This is a genomic window from Rossellomorea yichunensis (genome assembly GCF_032337515.1).
In the GTDB taxonomy this organism is placed as follows: domain Bacteria; phylum Bacillota; class Bacilli; order Bacillales; family Bacillaceae_B; genus Rossellomorea; species Rossellomorea yichunensis.
Genome location: NZ_JAVYAD010000001.1, coordinates 397125 through 412456 on the forward strand (window position 1 = coordinate 397125; position 15332 = coordinate 412456).

Here is a 15332-nt window from a genome sequence, read left to right on the forward strand (position 1 = left end):
GGCCAACTTTTTTTGGTGGAAAGCCTAAAGTTTATTTGTTTAATGCTGAGGTTAGGGCTTCTAGATTGAATCCTGAAATCACTTCAGAGTCCACGATGATTGTCGGAGTGGAATAAGACTTCAGCTCTTTTACCAAATAATCTCTTGCTTGTTCATCTTCTTTGATATTGATTTCTTTAAATTCAACATTGTGTTCTTTCAAATACATTTTGACCACTTCACAGGGTGGGCATTCTGGTTGAGTGTATAATGTGACTTTTTTCATGATGATTTTTCTCCTTTGCTTTGCCTTACGAAATAATCTACGATTCCCATTGCTGATACGTTCGTATCCAGAGTTACTAATTTGAAAATCGGGTTATCTGAATCAACGCCCTTCTGCACCATTGTACTCTTTGTGAGTTCAAAGAGTACAGCAAATATCGCTTTTACGTTCTCTTCCCCTGTTCTTTTGGAAGAGAAATGTTCCATACTTTTTTCCATGAAAAGATCAAGCCATCTTTCTACTTCCCCTAATGCAAATGATACTTCTTCAGTGACACCGTAGTGCCCAAAATACAAGCGATCGAGCTGCAGGCCCTTATACATGCGTAAGGAATCCTTCATGTTTTCAGGGCTAAATTGGTTGGGGGAAGTAGAAGGGATATAGAAGTGCTTTGACCCCACCGTATACTGGATGCCGCATGTGTCCCCGGTGAACATCCCATTTGACACTGAATCAAAGATACTTAAATGGTGATTTGCATGACCAGGGGTGTGGTAAAACGTTAATGTACAGTTTTCGCTCAGTTTCAGTTTTTCTTCATGCTCCATCACAATCATCCGGTCTTCCGGAATTGGCACTATCGGGTGGAAAAGATCATCGAATTTCTCTCCATATACCGCTCTTGCTCCTCGGATCAAGCGTGCAGGGTCTGAAAGGTGACGACGTCCTTTCGGGTGTACGATGACCTTTGCATTTGGGCATTCCTTCAGGAAAAGACCTGCACCTCCTGCATGATCCAGGTGTATATGAGTTAAAATTATGTATTGAATATCTTCAAGATTAATGTTTAACTTAGAGAGACCTTTTTTTAGATGAGGTATAGAAGGACTGGCAGATGTTTCGACAATGGTAAGGGACTCTTCGTTTATAATATAACTTCCTGTACGTTCCTTTAGTGATAAATCCATTAGATCAACTAACGATATTCGGGAATCTATACGATAAATACTCATCGGATCCATCCTTTCGGGGAGAATATATTTCTACCCTTTCATTATAAAGGAATTTATGTAGAAAAAGGACAAAACATTAGATTTCACAGGATAGAATCTGGTACAATGCAAAAGCTATGACCAAGAATTAGAACAGGAAAGGAGAGACCGATTATGTCTCAGCTTCTTGGAATTATACAAAGATTAAAATCATTACAAGAACAAGGTGAACAAGGGGAAACTCAACAACGATTTTTCGAATACAATGGAAAGAAAATTTGTGAGGTAAAGTACTTACCAAAACAAGATACATTCGAAATTGAAGTCATGAATGAAAAAGGAAACAGTTTTCCTTTTGATAACATAGACATTACAGCGATTGAAATTTTTGAACTTCTACAAGAAGCTCAACAAGATTAATGTACTAAAAAGGTAACCATTCGGTTATCTTTTTTAGTCTTCAAACCAAACGTCAAAACATACATTTTTCTTCCAATATGTTAATATAAATAGTGTCTGATTCTTTTGTTTATAGATCGGTCGCAAATTCTTATTTTTAAAAATGAGGGGTTATACATGATTTCATTGAGTAGCAAGGAGTTATTAGAAACGAATATTAAAGATTTCATTATTCCTTCTGAGAAGGTGGCTCATGTTCAAGTGGGGAATTCCTTGGAACATGCGTTACTATTACTCACTAAGAGTGGTTACTCAGCCATCCCTGTGCTTGATCCGACATTTCGTTTTCAGGGCTTAATCAGTTCCAGTTTAATCACAGATTCCATTCTTGGTCTTGAACGCTTTGAGTTTGAACAACTTGAAGCAAAGAAGGTAGAGGAAGTCATGACAACTGAATTTCCCAGCGTCTCCTTAGAAACAGATTTTAAGAAAGCACTTGAGCTTTTAGTGGATCATCCATTCTTGTGTGTGGTTTCTGATGATGGATACTTTGAAGGGATCATGACAAGGAGAGTTGTGTTAAAGCAACTTCAACGACAACTGTTTAAAAGGGACTAAACCCTTCATGACGGTTACATAACGGTAAGATCATATAGGATGGCATAATTGTCATCCTCTTTATTTTGTTTATTGATGACGATACAAAGGAGAACAAGATGAGCAGTTTAGGATTGGGTTCAATAAAAAGGACAAAAAAACCGCTTGTATTGATAGCTGTGATGCTGGCTATGTTCATGGGGGCCATTGAAGCAACGATCGTCTCTACCGCCATGCCTGCCATCGTGGGTGATCTTGGTGGCTTCTCTCTGTATAGTTGGGTGTTTTCAGCTTATCTATTAATGAATGCCATTACCGTTCTTATCTACGGTAAACTATCTGATTTATTTGGCAGGAAACCGGTTATCTCAATCGGGATCATGATTTTTCTCATTGGGTCCGCTTTATGCGGATTTGCCCAATCAATGGAGCAATTGATTCTATTCCGATTCATCCAGGGACTTGGTGCGGGAGCGGTATTGCCTATGGCCACTACGATTGTGGGAGATATTTATTCAAAGGAAGAACGTGCCAAAATACAAGGGTATTTATCAAGTGTTTGGGGGATTTCTGCCATTAGCGGACCTCTCGTTGGGGGATTGTTGGTTGAATATGCGAGTTGGAGGTACGTGTTTTGGGTCAATATTCCACTCGGCTTATTATCGATTGTCGTCCTGTGGCTGTACTTACACGAGAACATTGAAAAGAAAAAACCGGTTATCGACTATGGTGGTGCGTTTCTATTAGTTGTAACCCTCTCATCTTTAATGTATCTACTGGTCGAGGGAGGTGTACACCTCCCTTGGGGGTCCTGGCAGGCGATATTTCTGATCACCCTTTTCATCTTGGGGTTTGTTGTGTTTATTTATCACGAACGACGAACGGCACAACCGATGATGCCTTTTGATCTATGGAAGGTACGTTCCATTTTGGTCGCCAATATCGTTTCACTAACAACAGGCGTTATGTTAATCGGCATCTCAAGCTTCCTCCCTGCTTTTGTACAAGGTGTCATGGAGAGGAGTGCAACTGTGGCCGGTTTTACATTGACGGCCATGTCTATTGGCTGGCCGATTTCGGCTACAATCGCGGGACGCTTATTATTAAAGATCGGATACTTTAAAACATCCTTGATGGGGGGAATATCCCTTATAGCAGGTGGAACTATCTTTGTCTTGATGGATCCATCATACGGTCCATTATGGCCGGCAATTGGATCATTCTTTGTAGGGGTAGGGATGGGGCTGAGCTCTACATCCTTTATCGTTTCCATTCAGTCTACTGTCGAGTGGCAGGTCAGAGGGATTGCGACTGCCACCAATATGTTCATGAGGAATTTAGGTACGACAATAGGAGCTGCGCTATTGGGAGGAATTTTAAACAGCCGCCTGCAGAGATACTTAGAAGAAAGCGGTAATGATTATTCCATCAATGATGTGAATATGCTCTTGAATCAACAAGAGAGGGAGCAATTGTCTTCCGGTATGCTCGAGCTGTTACAAAATTCACTTACAGGTTCATTGCAATCTGTTTATCTAGTCGTTTTACTTTTCGCTCTGTTTAGCTTTATCGGCATTTTATTTCTACCCAGAGACCAATTGCTAAAAAAATAGATTTTTCCCCAGCTGTAATATAAGAATGAGAGTAAGCACGTTTAATAAAATTTGTACATGTTTCGTAGAAAGTTTGGCTGCTACCCTTACTGCCACTTGAGCCCCGATTAGTGCACCAAGTGCAAAAGGGATGGCAGCTCCCCATTCTACGTGGCCGTTATGGAAATAGACGGTGAATGCTCCTAAGCAGCTTACAAAAGTCTGAAATCTGGTGAGAGCTACCGATTTTAAAAATGAAAGCCCGTGTAACAGATGAGTGTACATGAGCATGGTTGCCTGCCCTGGCCCGAACAATCCGTCATACGTGCTGATTAAGTACAAAAATCCATAAACCCGAAATTGCTTCGGGTTCACATTCCTGGGCTTGAATCCTTTTATGATACTTAGAAAAAGGGCGAATAACAGAAAGAAGAAGGCCATCCATTCGAGCAAAGATGGAGATATTTTATCCGAGAAAAATGCCCCGGTCAACCCGCCAAGAAGAGCAATAGGAAGAATAGGTAAACATTCTTTCCATGTAACCTTTCGATCTTTTATTAAATAAATAAAGCTTGAAAAAGAACTCATAATATTTGAAAATTTGGCCGTGGCGATGGCTGTATGAATGGGTAAACCAAGTAAAAGCATCACGGGCATACCAATCAATCCCCCGCTTCCTGCCAAAGTTCCAATGAGTGCTACCACCAAGCCGGTGAAAAAGAGAATCACTTCCATTTTCAGGCACCTCCCAATGTTTCTACTATCAGTCTATTCCATTCTTGATAATAATGAAATTTTATATTAATTAAGATATAATATAAGAAAAACTTATGAAGGTGAAAATGATGGCGTTCTCAGAATATCAATTACTGCACGTACTGGCTCAGGAAATGAACATGCGTAAAGCAGCAGAACGGCTATTTGTATCACAGCCGGCACTGTCACAAAGACTCCAGACGATTGAAAAGGAATGGGGGACCAGATTATTTCTTCGCTCTCAAAAAGGTCTGGCCCTAACTCCTGCAGGAGAGCTTGTGGTGAAGTTGGCTGAAGAAATGCTGCTGAAGGAAGAAAGTGTGAAGGAAAGAATTCAAGCATTGGAGTTCGAGGTTCATGGAACCTTGAAGATTGCATGTGCCTCGATTGTAGGTCAGAATTGGCTTCCTAAAGTACTTAAAAGGTTTGTGGAAACCTATCCTCATGCCAAAATCTCATTAATGACAGGATGGAGCAGTGAAATTCTTAAAGCGATTTATGAAAATGAAGTACATATCGGGATTATTCGTGGCACTCCCGATTGGAAGGGCCCCAAACACCATCTCTTTCAAGATACACTGTATTTAGTCGATAGAGAAATTCAATCGATTGAAGAAGTCATGAAAACTGATCGACCGTTTATCCAATTTAAAAGTGACTCGAATTATTATCAGGAAATTCAGGACTGGTGGCATCGGCAATTCCAGACAACACCGAAGCGAACCATTGTAGTAGATCAAATTGAAACATGTAAGCAGATGACATTAAACGGAATCGGCTACGCCATTTTACCTGCAATCACATTAGACGGGATGGAAGAAGACATTTATAAAATCCCTTTAATTGATGAACATGATTCCCTTATACACAGGGACACTTGGTTACTGGGGTATGAGTCCGCCTTTCAATTAAGACAAGTAGAAGCATTTGTTGAAGTTGTAAACGAATTCATTCATGAAAACTCATAGTTTTGACGTTTAGGGTTGTCTTACATCCTTTAATTTGATAAAGTAATTCAAGAAACAAATTCTGAATTTATACATAATTACGGAGGGTATTCTTATGAAAATGATGGACGCAAACGAAATTATTTCTTTTATTCAAAATAGTACCAAGTCAACCCCTGTGAAGGTTTATGTGAAAGGTGACATAGAGGGAATCGACTTTGGTTCATCTTCCCAAACCTTCCTTCAAGGAAATTCCGGTGTCGTATTCGGAGAGTGGAGCGAGCTTTCTACTATTCTTGAAGAAAATAAAGATAAAATCGAAGACTACGTATTAGAAAATGATCGCCGTAATTCTGCGATTCCTCTTCTTGACTTAAAAGGGGTTAAAGCGCGTATTGAGCCAGGCGCCATCATTCGAGATCAAGTGGAAATCGGTGACAATGCGGTCATTATGATGGGTGCAATGATCAATATCGGTTCTGTAGTAGGTGCAGGAACGATGATCGATATGAATGTTGTACTTGGTGGACGTGCTACAGTAGGGAAGAATTGTCATATTGGAGCGGGTGCGGTGCTTGCCGGGGTAATTGAGCCGCCATCTGCAAAACCCGTCGTCATCGAAGACGATGTAGTCATTGGCGCCAATGCCGTTGTCCTTGAAGGTGTAACAGTCGGAAAAGGATCTGTCGTTGCAGCTGGAGCGATTGTCGTGGATGATGTAGCTCCATACACGGTTGTGGCAGGTACACCCGCAAAGAAATTGAAAGACATTGATGAAAAGACAAAATCTAAGACTGAAATAAAACAAGAATTACGTCAACTGTAATCATTTCAACAATAGCATGATCAAGGAGAGAACGGACGGTGGCGTCTGTTCTTTTCTTGTAAGCTCTCATTTTCGCTACCTATCCATCTATTATTCATGTAAGGAGGATACTCATGTCTACTTTAGACTTTAAGTCGATCAGGAGAGATCTCCATCAAATTCCTGAACTTGGGTTTCAAGAGTTTAAAACACAGCAATATCTATTAAATTATGTTTCAAGCCTGCCTGCTGACCGATTAGAGATTAAGACCTGGAGAACAGGGCTCTTCATTAAGGTTCATGGCACAAATCCTACAAGAATGATTGGCTACCGCGGGGACATTGATGGCCTGCCGATCTCGGAAGAAACAGGATTGGATTTTCCTTCATCACATGAAGGAAGGATGCATGCCTGCGGCCATGACTTTCATATGTCGATTGAACTGGGGGTTTTAACTCATTTCGTTCACCACCCTATAGAAGATGATCTTCTGTTCATATTTCAACCCGCAGAGGAGGGACCAGGTGGAGCGAAGCCAATGCTTGAAAGTGAAATCATGAAAGAATGGACGCCGGATTGTATATTCGCACTTCACATTGCACCAGAATATGAAGTGGGGACGGTGGCTGTTAAAGAGGGTCTGCTTTTTGCCAATACGTCTGAGTTATTTATTGATTTTAAAGGGAAAGGCGGCCATGCTGCCTATCCTCATCACACCAAGGATATGATCGTCGTGGCCTCTTCTTTTGTCACACAAATCCAGTCGATCGTTTCAAGGAATGTCGACCCATTAGACAGTGCGGTCATCACCGTCGGAAAAATGGAAAGTGGGACGGTGCAAAATATCATCGCTGAAACAGCCAGATTGGAAGGTACCATCCGTACCCTTTCAGCCGGGTCGATGGAAAGTGTAAAAAAACGGCTGGAAGCGTTAATCGATGGTATGAAAATCAGTTATGATTGTGATATTCAGGTGGATTATGGCAGCATGTATCGCCAGGTCTATAATGATCCGGAGTGGACAAATCATTTCATTTCTTTCCTCCAAAAAACGAATCGGAACCTCGTAATCTGTAAAGAAGCTATGACGGGTGAAGACTTTGGTTATATGCTTGAGGAAATACCAGGCTTTATGTTTTGGCTTGGTGTGAATTCTCAATATGGACTGCATCATTCTAAATTAAACCCTGATGAAGAAGCGATAGACTTTGCCATCTCCCTTCTCACAGATTATATTGGCGAATTAAAATAATGAGTATGAATCACGGAACGTTATCTACGGATATCGTTCCGTGATTTTTTTTGTCAATACAAGAAAAATTAACATAAATTTCTAAAATGGTCTTGCTAAGAGTTAAGAATAGTGTAAAATTACACTTAAGGTAGATGGAGAATGAGGAAAAAGATAAAAATAATAGAAACTTTTCCCATGATGATTTCGTCTATCTTGTAGAGAGAAAGAAAGAGGGGAATGCATGTGAAAAGATGGACGAAAGCAATATTTGTGATGACATTAGGGTTCTTGATATTTCTTTTCATGGAAGATATAACACTCGCACAAGCGCAAATTAAAATTTCAGTGGAAGAAGGAATCGATGGAAAAGTGAAGGAGGGAAGAGGTTTCCCCCTTAAAGTAACCGTCGAAAATACAGGTTCTGATTTCAAGGGAGATCTATTGTTTGACTATGCTCCTTCCTATCAGACTGGAGGGGCAAGAGCGTTATCCATAGATGTGCCAGCAAATTCAAAACGTACATACACATTATCCATTCCAGGATTCAATGATGAAATCAGGCATAATTCCAATCAGGAAACCATTCATTTGTTCCAAGGATCTTGGGAAAAAGGAAAAGAAATAAAATTTAAAGGCGATAAACGATTAACTCCTAATTTCATCTATAGCAATTATACAGCCATCGGTTTATTGAGTGAAAATCCTGACCGTTTGAAGGGAATTAAAGGGGCTAACATGGGAGGGAATCAGGTAGAGGCGTTAACGCTCACAAAGGAAAATATTCCTGAAGAGAAGAGCGGATTTCAAATGCTTGATTATCTTATCATTGACCAATTCAATATTTCAGAACTTAGCCAGGATCAACAAAGCGCGTTAAAAAGCTGGGTTGAGACAGGTGGTGTTTTATTTATAGGAGGGGCTCCTCATTTAAAGGATACTCTAGGATCTGCAGCTGATATGGCTCCTCTTACGTTCGGGGAAGAATCGACACTCTCCGACACTTCCACCTTTAATGTGAAGAAGAATATAGAGGCTTCCTTTAACTCATTAGCAATCTATAAAGGGACTGTTAAACCAGAATCGGATGTTCTGGTTGAGCAAGACGGGATCCCATTGGTCGTGAAAAGTTCCGAAGGCTTAGGAGAAGTGTGGCAGACGGCATTCTCATTGGGTGACCCTGTATTAAATGCATGGGAAAGCTATGACGAATGGTTTGCAAATGTCCTTTCTAAAACAGAGCCATACTTTTTACTTGGCCAGTCCAACGGAGATCAAAGTTTCCTGGAGAGGATTTATTATGAAGTAGCTGACAGCAATGAGCTCTTTCCGACTACCAATTTTAAAGTAAGTACTCTAGTCATCATTCTCATCATTTATTTGATTGTCCTTGTACCTCTGCTGTATTTCTTATTAAGAAAAGTGGATAAGCGTGAACAAGCATGGTGGATCATTCCTGCCATCTCTGTCCTCGTTTCCTCAGGCATCTTTATCACCGGAGCTAAAGATAGAATCTCGAAGCCACATTTGAATCAAATGAGTGTCTTAAAAGTCGAGGAAGATAAGAGCGTACACGGAATTTCAGCATTTAGCGCGTTATCAAACTCCGGGGGAGACTATGGTTTTGTTTCAGATAAGCATAATTTAGAAATCACACCTGCAAGAGTAAGGAATAGTGCGGGGGGAGTGAATCAGTATAAGTTTGCAGTTGAAGAGATGACGAAGGATAATCGATTCATTACCTTTCGGGATGTAGAATACTGGTCCACGAGGACATTACTCGGTACCAGCGAAAAGGAAGAAGTAGGAAGGTTTATACCGGAATTAGTGTTAGAGGATCAGACCTTATCCGGTACAATTCAAAATGATTTTCCATATGATTTTACAGATGTATATATTTGGTCAGGGTCCAGAATGTATCGTCTGGGAGATATGAAAGCCGGGGATACCCTCGAAGTTGATAAAAAGCTTTCAACGAATTATTTATCTTCTCCTATTGGTGTGACCCCGAATATGTCAGGGCTATTACCGAATCAGCAAAATATTAAGCAGCAAAAGAAAGAACGGTTGGAAAACTTCGCATCCCAAATGATTTCTGCGGATAATGACAATAACTCCCCGGTCATTTTTGGATATACAAATGCGGAGATATTCCATATGAAGATTAAGAACAAAGAATCCAAGTCTGAAAATTTCTCATTACTCTATCAACATTTTCCTTCACTTGGAAATTATAAGGGTGCTATTACACTTAGGAATGAACAGCTTGATTTGGATGTATTGCCTGTTAACGGACAGGTGATTGAGCATTACTCACATAATGGTGCAGATGAGATGGGACTCGAAGATGGGACATATGAGCTATCCATCCACCTCCCTAATCAAATTGAATTATCGAAGGTTACGCTTCATTCTTTAAATATGACTCTTCACACAGGAGGAGTGCTTCAGTTTTCTCTGGTCAATCCCAAAACAGATGAACGCATGGTGCTTTCTGAATCTTCAACGAACTCAATCGAAGTAAAAGAAAAATTGAATAACTATATAAATGACAATGGGGAAATCGTTTTCGAGTTTGAAAAACGATCTCAAGGCGATCCGTTTGTTCGTCTCCCTGATATTGTGTTGAAAGGAGAGGTCCGACCATGATCGAGATTCAGAACTTATCTAAACGCTATGGGTCGTTCCCGGCCCTTGATAATCTGAGCTTATCCATTGAAAAGGGAACCGTATTTGGCTTTGTTGGTCAAAATGGAGCAGGGAAATCTACGACATTTTCCATTTTGGCTACTCTCTTAGCTCCTACTGAAGGAACGGCTACAGTGAACGGATTCAATATCAGTAAAGATCCCAAATTGGTCAGAAGGCAAATCGGCTATATGCCTGACTTCTTTGGAGTGTATGATCAATTAAAAGCTGACGAGTATCTGGACTTTTATGGTGCAAGCTATAAAATTCCTGCAGAGCAAAGAAAGAAACTCATTCCCCAATTGTTGGAACTGGTGAATCTATCTCATAAAAAAGATTCCTATGTTGACCTTTTATCCAGGGGGATGAAACAGCGTCTTTGTTTAGCAAGGTGCCTCATCCACGATCCGGAAGTGCTGATACTCGATGAACCGGCATCAGGGCTTGATCCGAGGGCCAGGATCGAAATGAGGGAAATTCTTAAAGAATTAAAGAAAATGGGGAAAACGATTTTAATTTCCTCCCATATCCTTCCGGAGCTTGCGGAAATGTGTGATGAGATTGGCGTGATTGATAATGGGAAACTCGTAGCTCATGGTTCTGTTCAGGATATTCAATTTCAACTGCAGGCCGATAAACTGATTGTCGTGAAGGTAAGGGGAATGGTGGAGAGTGCGGTTGCATTCTTTGAAGACGACCCCTTTGTTTCAAAGGTTGAGGTGGATGAGGAGAATAGAACGTTTCAATTCCTTTATAAAGGAGAAGAAACGGAGCAAATAGAGCTTTTGAAAAAAGCTGTTTTAAACGACATCCAGATCGTGAGTTTCAAAGAGACTGAAACGAATTTAGAAGATGTCTTTATGGAGATCACGAAAGGAGTGACACTTACATGAAGCAGTTACTCATCAACCCTATGTTAAATAAAGAATTTAAACTTCGCTTTCGTTCGTTTAAAGCATTTATCGGGATGCTATGCTACTTGATTGCCGTAGGAATTGTCGTGATCGGTTTCATCTATATGCAAACGCGATTTTCAAATACTGGTTATTTTCGTCCCGAAGAAAGCCGTGTGATGTTTATGATTCTCTCATTCTTACAGCTTGCTCTCGTATTATTTATTACACCCGGGTTAACAGGCGGTGTCATCAGTGGAGAAAGAGAGAAACAAACTTTAAGCATGTTGTTGACGACGGAGCAAAGCTCAATGAGTATAATCCTGAGTAAACTGGTATCGTCCGTTTCTTATTTGTTATTACTCGTTGTATCAAGTTTGCCTCTATACAGCTTTGTTTTCTTGTTCGGGGGAGTTTCCCCAACGGATTTACTTTTTGTGTTCGGATACAGTTTGTTTCTGGTTTTTGCATTTGGTTCCGTCGGAGTTTTATATTCAACGATTATTCGAAAGACAATCGTGTCCATGGTCACAACCTATGCAACGGTTCTGTTTCTTGCAGGGGGAACGTTATTCCTCTTCATGCTTTCAATGGCAATCGGGAACGGTCCTTACCAGAATCAGACCAATCCTGCACCGTATCTAATCGCCATGTTTAATCCGGGGATCGTCATGATGGGGCATTTTGAACCAATGGCGATTGAAGAAATATACACCCGCAGTGGGATTACGTTTCCTTTATGGATTTCATTCCTGATCATTTACACTGTTCTTGCAGTGATTTCCCTGTCCCTCAGTATCATGAAGCTACGACCAAGCATGAAGGTGAAGAGCGCTAAATAAAGGGTGAGAAGATGGAACATACTCAACAATTTCTTCAATTGCTTCAGGATATAAGGAAAAGGCTCTGGATCAATCAATTATGGTATTACATTCAGCTCCTGCTTGTTTGTGCAGGAGTCTTTGTTCTAGGCATCGTTTCGATAGCAGCGTTAGTTGTAATCCCGTATTGGGAAAGAATCCTATGGGGAGGTTGTGCCTCTACTTTCATTGGTGTTGCGATTTTGTTTTATAGAAGAAGGGCCTCCTTGAAGGATAGTGCCTTAGCTTATGATAGGTTCGTGGACGACAATCGTGTAACTGCCGCTTATAGTAGCCTTCACAGTGGCCATGCCCTATCCTCCTTGGTTGTGAATGATGCATTGAATAAGATGAAAAGCGCTCATCCGGAAGTATTGAAATATAGAAAGAAAAGAATTAAGCCTTCATTCCTGATATCAAGCGGAATTCTTATGCTTTTATCCTTCCTGATTGTCACACAATGGAATACCTCTTTTCAGGAAGCGAATCGGATTGAGAAAGAAAAAGAGATCATTGCGGAGTCAAATAAAAGAATAGCAGAACAGGCGAAAAAGAAAGAGAATGCTTCTATTAAAGAAAAACTGTTGAAAAAAAATGAAGAGCTCGAGAATGTAAAGGAAGCGGCCAAACGATATGATGAAATACTCAAAAAAGTGAAAGAGCTCGAATTTCAGAAGAAATCAATAGAAAAACAGAATGAAAAGCTGCAGGAAGTGAAGAAAAAGATAGCAGATATAAATGTAGAGAATGTAAACAAAGCGCTTCAAGAAAAAAATAGCGATAAACTCCAGCGAGCTTTTAATCAGATGACAAAAGCACAAAGAGATCAGCTATTAATGGCTTTGAAATCACAGGATATTGACTCCTTGGAAGAATTATCAGAATTGATGAAAGAGTCGGATAGCTCAGAAGAACAATTAGATCAACTTGCTAAACTTCAAGATGAACTTCAAAATGAAGCCGATCTCTTAAAGAATGCAATCGGAAAGAGTGATACAACAGGTTCAGATCCATTGGCGCAGAATTCCGGTAAAGCGCCATCTAACCAGGCAAACAGTAAGTCACTGGGGAATCAGGCTCCTTCATCATCTGCAAATGGAAATCATCCAGGCAACAGTGCTGCAAATTCATCTGGCCAGGGAGGGAATGGAAACGGTGCAGGAAATGGAAACGTTTCCTCCCCTCTAGCAGGAAACGGAGCCGGCAACGGGCAAGGATCCAGAGAGATGCTTTCTGTCCCGGAAGAAATCGAAGGGCAGAACCATATTGAACGGGATACAGGCAAATTAGGCGAGGGTGAACAGGGAGAGCGGTTTGAAAGCAATGGACCGGTACAAAAGGGAACCCTTCGTCCATATGAAGAAGTGTATCAGGATTACTATTCTTCTTACCGGAAGTCGTCAGATCGATCCACGATCCCTAAAGATTTAGAGAATATCGTCCAATCTTATTTCAGTGAAATTGATCCAGGGGAGTTGGCAGAGTGAACTTAGAGGATAAAGAACATCAATTTAAAAATGCATCTTTGAAGATAAAAGAAGTGAAGCAAGAGATTCAGCGCTTTATCGTAGGGCAGGAGGAAATTGTAGAGGGGGTGATTTGGTCCATCCTTGCGGGAGGTCATACTCTCTTGGAAGGTTTACCCGGATTAGGGAAAACGATGTTGGTGCGTACCCTGGCGGATGTTATGGACCTTAGCTTTTCACGAATTCAATTTACCCCGGATCTAATGCCTACAGACATCACTGGAACAATGGTCATGAAACAAAGCCGGGACGATCAACATCCATTTGTTTTCCATCAAGGTCCTTTGTTTCATCACTTAGTGTTAGCGGATGAAATCAACCGTTCGACCCCCAAGACGCAAAGTGCCCTTCTTGAGGCAATGGCAGAGAATACAGTCACGGTGGTAGGCGAAACGATGACATTGGAGAAGCCCTTCTTTGTCTTGGCCACTCAGAATCCTATTGATCTTGAAGGAACGTATCCTTTACCTGAAGCCCAAGTGGATCGGTTCATGTGTAAAATCTTGGTTTCCTATCCTACTAAATCAGAGTTGAAACAAATTATCCAGCGTACAACAGGAACCGAAGACATCGTTCTTGAGAAAAGGCTGAATCAAGCTGAACTATTAAGCATACAGGACCTGGTGAAAGAAATCATAGTCACGGATGAAATGATTGACTTTGCCATTGACCTTATTGATGCAACACACCCTAAAAGTGAAAGAACAACGGAAAGAATCAAACAATATGTTGAATTTGGGAGTGGACCAAGGGGGCTTCAAAATGTCATTCTTATGTCCAAAGCCAGAGCGTTGACACAAGGAAGGTACCATGTTTCCATTGGAGATCTGAAAAAGGTGGCTCCTCTCGTATTGCGGCACCGTATGATCCTGAATTTTGAAGGAGAAGCCATGAATGTTGGAACGGATGAGCTCATCCTTGAAATGATCGATTTCGTTCAAAAAGGTGAAAGTCGGTGAAAACGCTTTGGCACAGCCAGTTTCTAGCTCAATTGAAAAGGCACAGGATCACGGGTAAACAATTAAAGAGCGGTCATCATAAAGGTTCCCGTCTCGCAATCCATCATGGGAGTTCCCTGGAATTTTCTGATTATCAAATGTATGAACTTGGGGATGATGTAAGGCAAATCGACTGGAATGTGTATGCCAGAACGGAAAAGGTATATATCAAAAGGTATCTGGATGAAAGAGAAATAAAGGTTCATATTTACCTAGATTGCTCGAACTCCATGTTAATAGAAAATAGAAAGTGGAAGAGAGCGAAAGAATTAGCTGGAGCACTGTCATTTTTAGCTCTTTCAAATGATGATCGGATTTCATTGCATTGCATGGGAGTTCATCACCAAAAGTGCTTTATGAAAAAAGGGGCACGGGACGCAAAAGCGATTCTGCATGACATTCAAGAGCTGTCCTTAGACCGTACAGGGGAAGATGGAATCTCCTTTTTTGAGCAAGTAGGAAAAGGGGTACGAAAAAAAAGCTCCGTATCCTTTATTCTTTCTGATGGACTCGAATCGCTCTCATTGATAGAGGAAGCACTCAGAAAACTTTCTATTAGAAGAGAAATGGTTTATTTTATCCAACTCCTCGATGAAGAAGAGCTAACGCCATCCTATCAAGGTGATGTCAAATTATTAGATAGTGAAAAACGCAAGGAAACGAATGTATCAATAAGTCCGAGGATGGTGGAGCTCTATCAGGAGCGATTACTTAATCACAACAAAGAGATTGAAGCATTATGCAATAAATGGGGGTTTGGTTATACACAAACAAGTTGCCTGCCGCCATTAAACGAAATATTCTTTAAGGATTTGAAAGAAAATGGATGGATCCGCTGAGGT

At 40.8% G+C, this 15332-nt stretch carries 15 protein-coding genes; 12 read left to right on the plus strand and 3 right to left on the minus strand.

Annotated features, from left to right (window positions below; genetic code table 11):
• Positions 1-31: 31 nt before the first annotated feature.
• Together RSX31_RS02035 and RSX31_RS02040 are read right to left on the minus strand one after the other, a co-directional pair.
• Positions 32-265 (minus strand): glutaredoxin domain-containing protein, encoded by a 234-nt coding sequence (locus tag RSX31_RS02035; RefSeq protein WP_148993482.1) that lies wholly within the window; start codon positions 263-265, stop codon positions 32-34.
• Complete coding sequence (locus tag RSX31_RS02040) at positions 262-1218, minus strand: MBL fold metallo-hydrolase (RefSeq protein ID WP_148993483.1); 957 nt, start codon at positions 1216-1218, stop codon at positions 262-264. Before RSX31_RS02040 ends, RSX31_RS02035 begins: the two co-directional genes overlap by 4 nt.
• Positions 1219-1371: 153 nt before the next feature.
• On the opposite strand from RSX31_RS02040, the gene RSX31_RS02045 reads away from it, so the two are divergent.
• The 3 genes from RSX31_RS02045 to RSX31_RS02055 all read left to right on the plus strand — a co-directional run bounded on the left by RSX31_RS02045 (position 1372) and on the right by RSX31_RS02055 (position 3806).
• Positions 1372-1617 (plus strand): YkuJ family protein, encoded by a 246-nt coding sequence (locus RSX31_RS02045; RefSeq protein WP_034756109.1) that lies wholly within the window; start codon positions 1372-1374, stop codon positions 1615-1617.
• A 156-nt stretch (positions 1618-1773) separates the two neighbouring features.
• A complete protein-coding gene (gene cbpB / locus RSX31_RS02050) occupies positions 1774-2214 on the plus strand; it encodes a cyclic-di-AMP-binding protein CbpB (RefSeq protein ID WP_148968573.1) in 441 nt (146 codons plus the stop codon).
• 98 nt (positions 2215-2312) lie between these two features.
• On the plus strand, positions 2313-3806 hold the full coding sequence (locus RSX31_RS02055; protein ID WP_315633059.1) for an MDR family MFS transporter: 1494 nt from the start codon (positions 2313-2315) through the stop codon (positions 3804-3806).
• Here RSX31_RS02055 and RSX31_RS02060 read toward each other — a convergent pair.
• Positions 3795-4520, minus strand: coding sequence for a sulfite exporter TauE/SafE family protein (locus RSX31_RS02060; protein WP_315633061.1), 726 nt, complete (start codon positions 4518-4520; stop codon positions 3795-3797). The two genes, RSX31_RS02055 and RSX31_RS02060, sit on opposite strands and share 12 nt — an antisense overlap.
• Before the next feature lie 110 nt (positions 4521-4630).
• On the opposite strand from RSX31_RS02060, the gene RSX31_RS02065 reads away from it, so the two are divergent.
• The 9 genes from RSX31_RS02065 to RSX31_RS02105 all read left to right on the plus strand — a co-directional run bounded on the left by RSX31_RS02065 (position 4631) and on the right by RSX31_RS02105 (position 15329).
• A complete protein-coding gene (locus tag RSX31_RS02065; RefSeq protein WP_148993486.1) occupies positions 4631-5509 on the plus strand; it encodes a LysR family transcriptional regulator in 879 nt (292 codons plus the stop codon).
• Between the two features lie 94 nt (positions 5510-5603).
• Positions 5604-6314: a 2,3,4,5-tetrahydropyridine-2,6-dicarboxylate N-acetyltransferase gene (gene dapD, locus RSX31_RS02070; RefSeq protein ID WP_148993487.1), complete on the plus strand. Its 711-nt coding sequence runs from the start codon at positions 5604-5606 to the stop codon at positions 6312-6314.
• Positions 6315-6427: 113 nt separating this feature from the next.
• Positions 6428-7546, plus strand: a complete 1119-nt coding sequence (locus RSX31_RS02075) for an N-acetyldiaminopimelate deacetylase (protein ID WP_148993488.1) — start codon at positions 6428-6430, stop codon at positions 7544-7546.
• A gap of 225 nt (positions 7547-7771) precedes the next feature.
• Positions 7772-10174 carry a hypothetical protein gene (locus RSX31_RS02080; protein ID WP_315633063.1) on the plus strand — a complete coding sequence of 801 codons (2403 nt, stop codon included), beginning with the start codon at positions 7772-7774 and terminating at the stop codon, positions 10172-10174.
• Entirely contained in the window at positions 10171-11106 is a 936-nt protein-coding gene (locus RSX31_RS02085) for an ABC transporter ATP-binding protein (protein ID WP_148993490.1), read from the plus strand. The genes RSX31_RS02080 and RSX31_RS02085 overlap by 4 nt, the downstream gene beginning before the upstream one ends.
• Complete coding sequence (locus RSX31_RS02090; RefSeq protein ID WP_148968581.1) at positions 11103-11948, plus strand: ABC transporter permease; 846 nt, start codon at positions 11103-11105, stop codon at positions 11946-11948. Before RSX31_RS02085 ends, RSX31_RS02090 begins: the two co-directional genes overlap by 4 nt.
• Before the next feature lie 11 nt (positions 11949-11959).
• Positions 11960-13453 (plus strand): hypothetical protein, encoded by a 1494-nt coding sequence (locus tag RSX31_RS02095; protein ID WP_315633065.1) that lies wholly within the window; start codon positions 11960-11962, stop codon positions 13451-13453.
• Positions 13450-14451 (plus strand): AAA family ATPase, encoded by a 1002-nt coding sequence (locus tag RSX31_RS02100; protein WP_148993492.1) that lies wholly within the window; start codon positions 13450-13452, stop codon positions 14449-14451. The genes RSX31_RS02095 and RSX31_RS02100 overlap by 4 nt, the downstream gene beginning before the upstream one ends.
• Positions 14448-15329, plus strand: coding sequence for a DUF58 domain-containing protein (locus RSX31_RS02105; RefSeq protein WP_148993493.1), 882 nt, complete (start codon positions 14448-14450; stop codon positions 15327-15329). The genes RSX31_RS02100 and RSX31_RS02105 overlap by 4 nt, the downstream gene beginning before the upstream one ends.
• Positions 15330-15332: the final 3 nt, after the last annotated feature.

Excerpts from the sequence above, each read along its gene's own strand:
- RSX31_RS02035 (WP_148993482.1), bottom strand. The coding sequence starts at position 265 with ATGAAAAAAGTCACATTATACACTCAACCAGAATGCCCACCCTGTGAA.
- RSX31_RS02040 (WP_148993483.1), bottom strand. The coding sequence starts at position 1,218 with ATGAGTATTTATCGTATAGATTCCCGAATATCGTTAGTTGATCTAATG.
- RSX31_RS02045 (WP_034756109.1), top strand. The coding sequence starts at position 1,372 with ATGTCTCAGCTTCTTGGAATTATACAAAGATTAAAATCATTACAAGAA.
- cbpB (WP_148968573.1), top strand. The coding sequence starts at position 1,774 with ATGATTTCATTGAGTAGCAAGGAGTTATTAGAAACGAATATTAAAGAT.
- RSX31_RS02055 (WP_315633059.1), top strand. The coding sequence starts at position 2,313 with ATGAGCAGTTTAGGATTGGGTTCAATAAAAAGGACAAAAAAACCGCTT.
- RSX31_RS02060 (WP_315633061.1), bottom strand. The coding sequence starts at position 4,520 with ATGGAAGTGATTCTCTTTTTCACCGGCTTGGTGGTAGCACTCATTGGA.
- RSX31_RS02065 (WP_148993486.1), top strand. The coding sequence starts at position 4,631 with ATGGCGTTCTCAGAATATCAATTACTGCACGTACTGGCTCAGGAAATG.
- dapD (WP_148993487.1), top strand. The coding sequence starts at position 5,604 with ATGAAAATGATGGACGCAAACGAAATTATTTCTTTTATTCAAAATAGT.
- RSX31_RS02075 (WP_148993488.1), top strand. The coding sequence starts at position 6,428 with ATGTCTACTTTAGACTTTAAGTCGATCAGGAGAGATCTCCATCAAATT.
- RSX31_RS02085 (WP_148993490.1), top strand. The coding sequence starts at position 10,171 with ATGATCGAGATTCAGAACTTATCTAAACGCTATGGGTCGTTCCCGGCC.
- RSX31_RS02090 (WP_148968581.1), top strand. The coding sequence starts at position 11,103 with ATGAAGCAGTTACTCATCAACCCTATGTTAAATAAAGAATTTAAACTT.
- RSX31_RS02095 (WP_315633065.1), top strand. The coding sequence starts at position 11,960 with ATGGAACATACTCAACAATTTCTTCAATTGCTTCAGGATATAAGGAAA.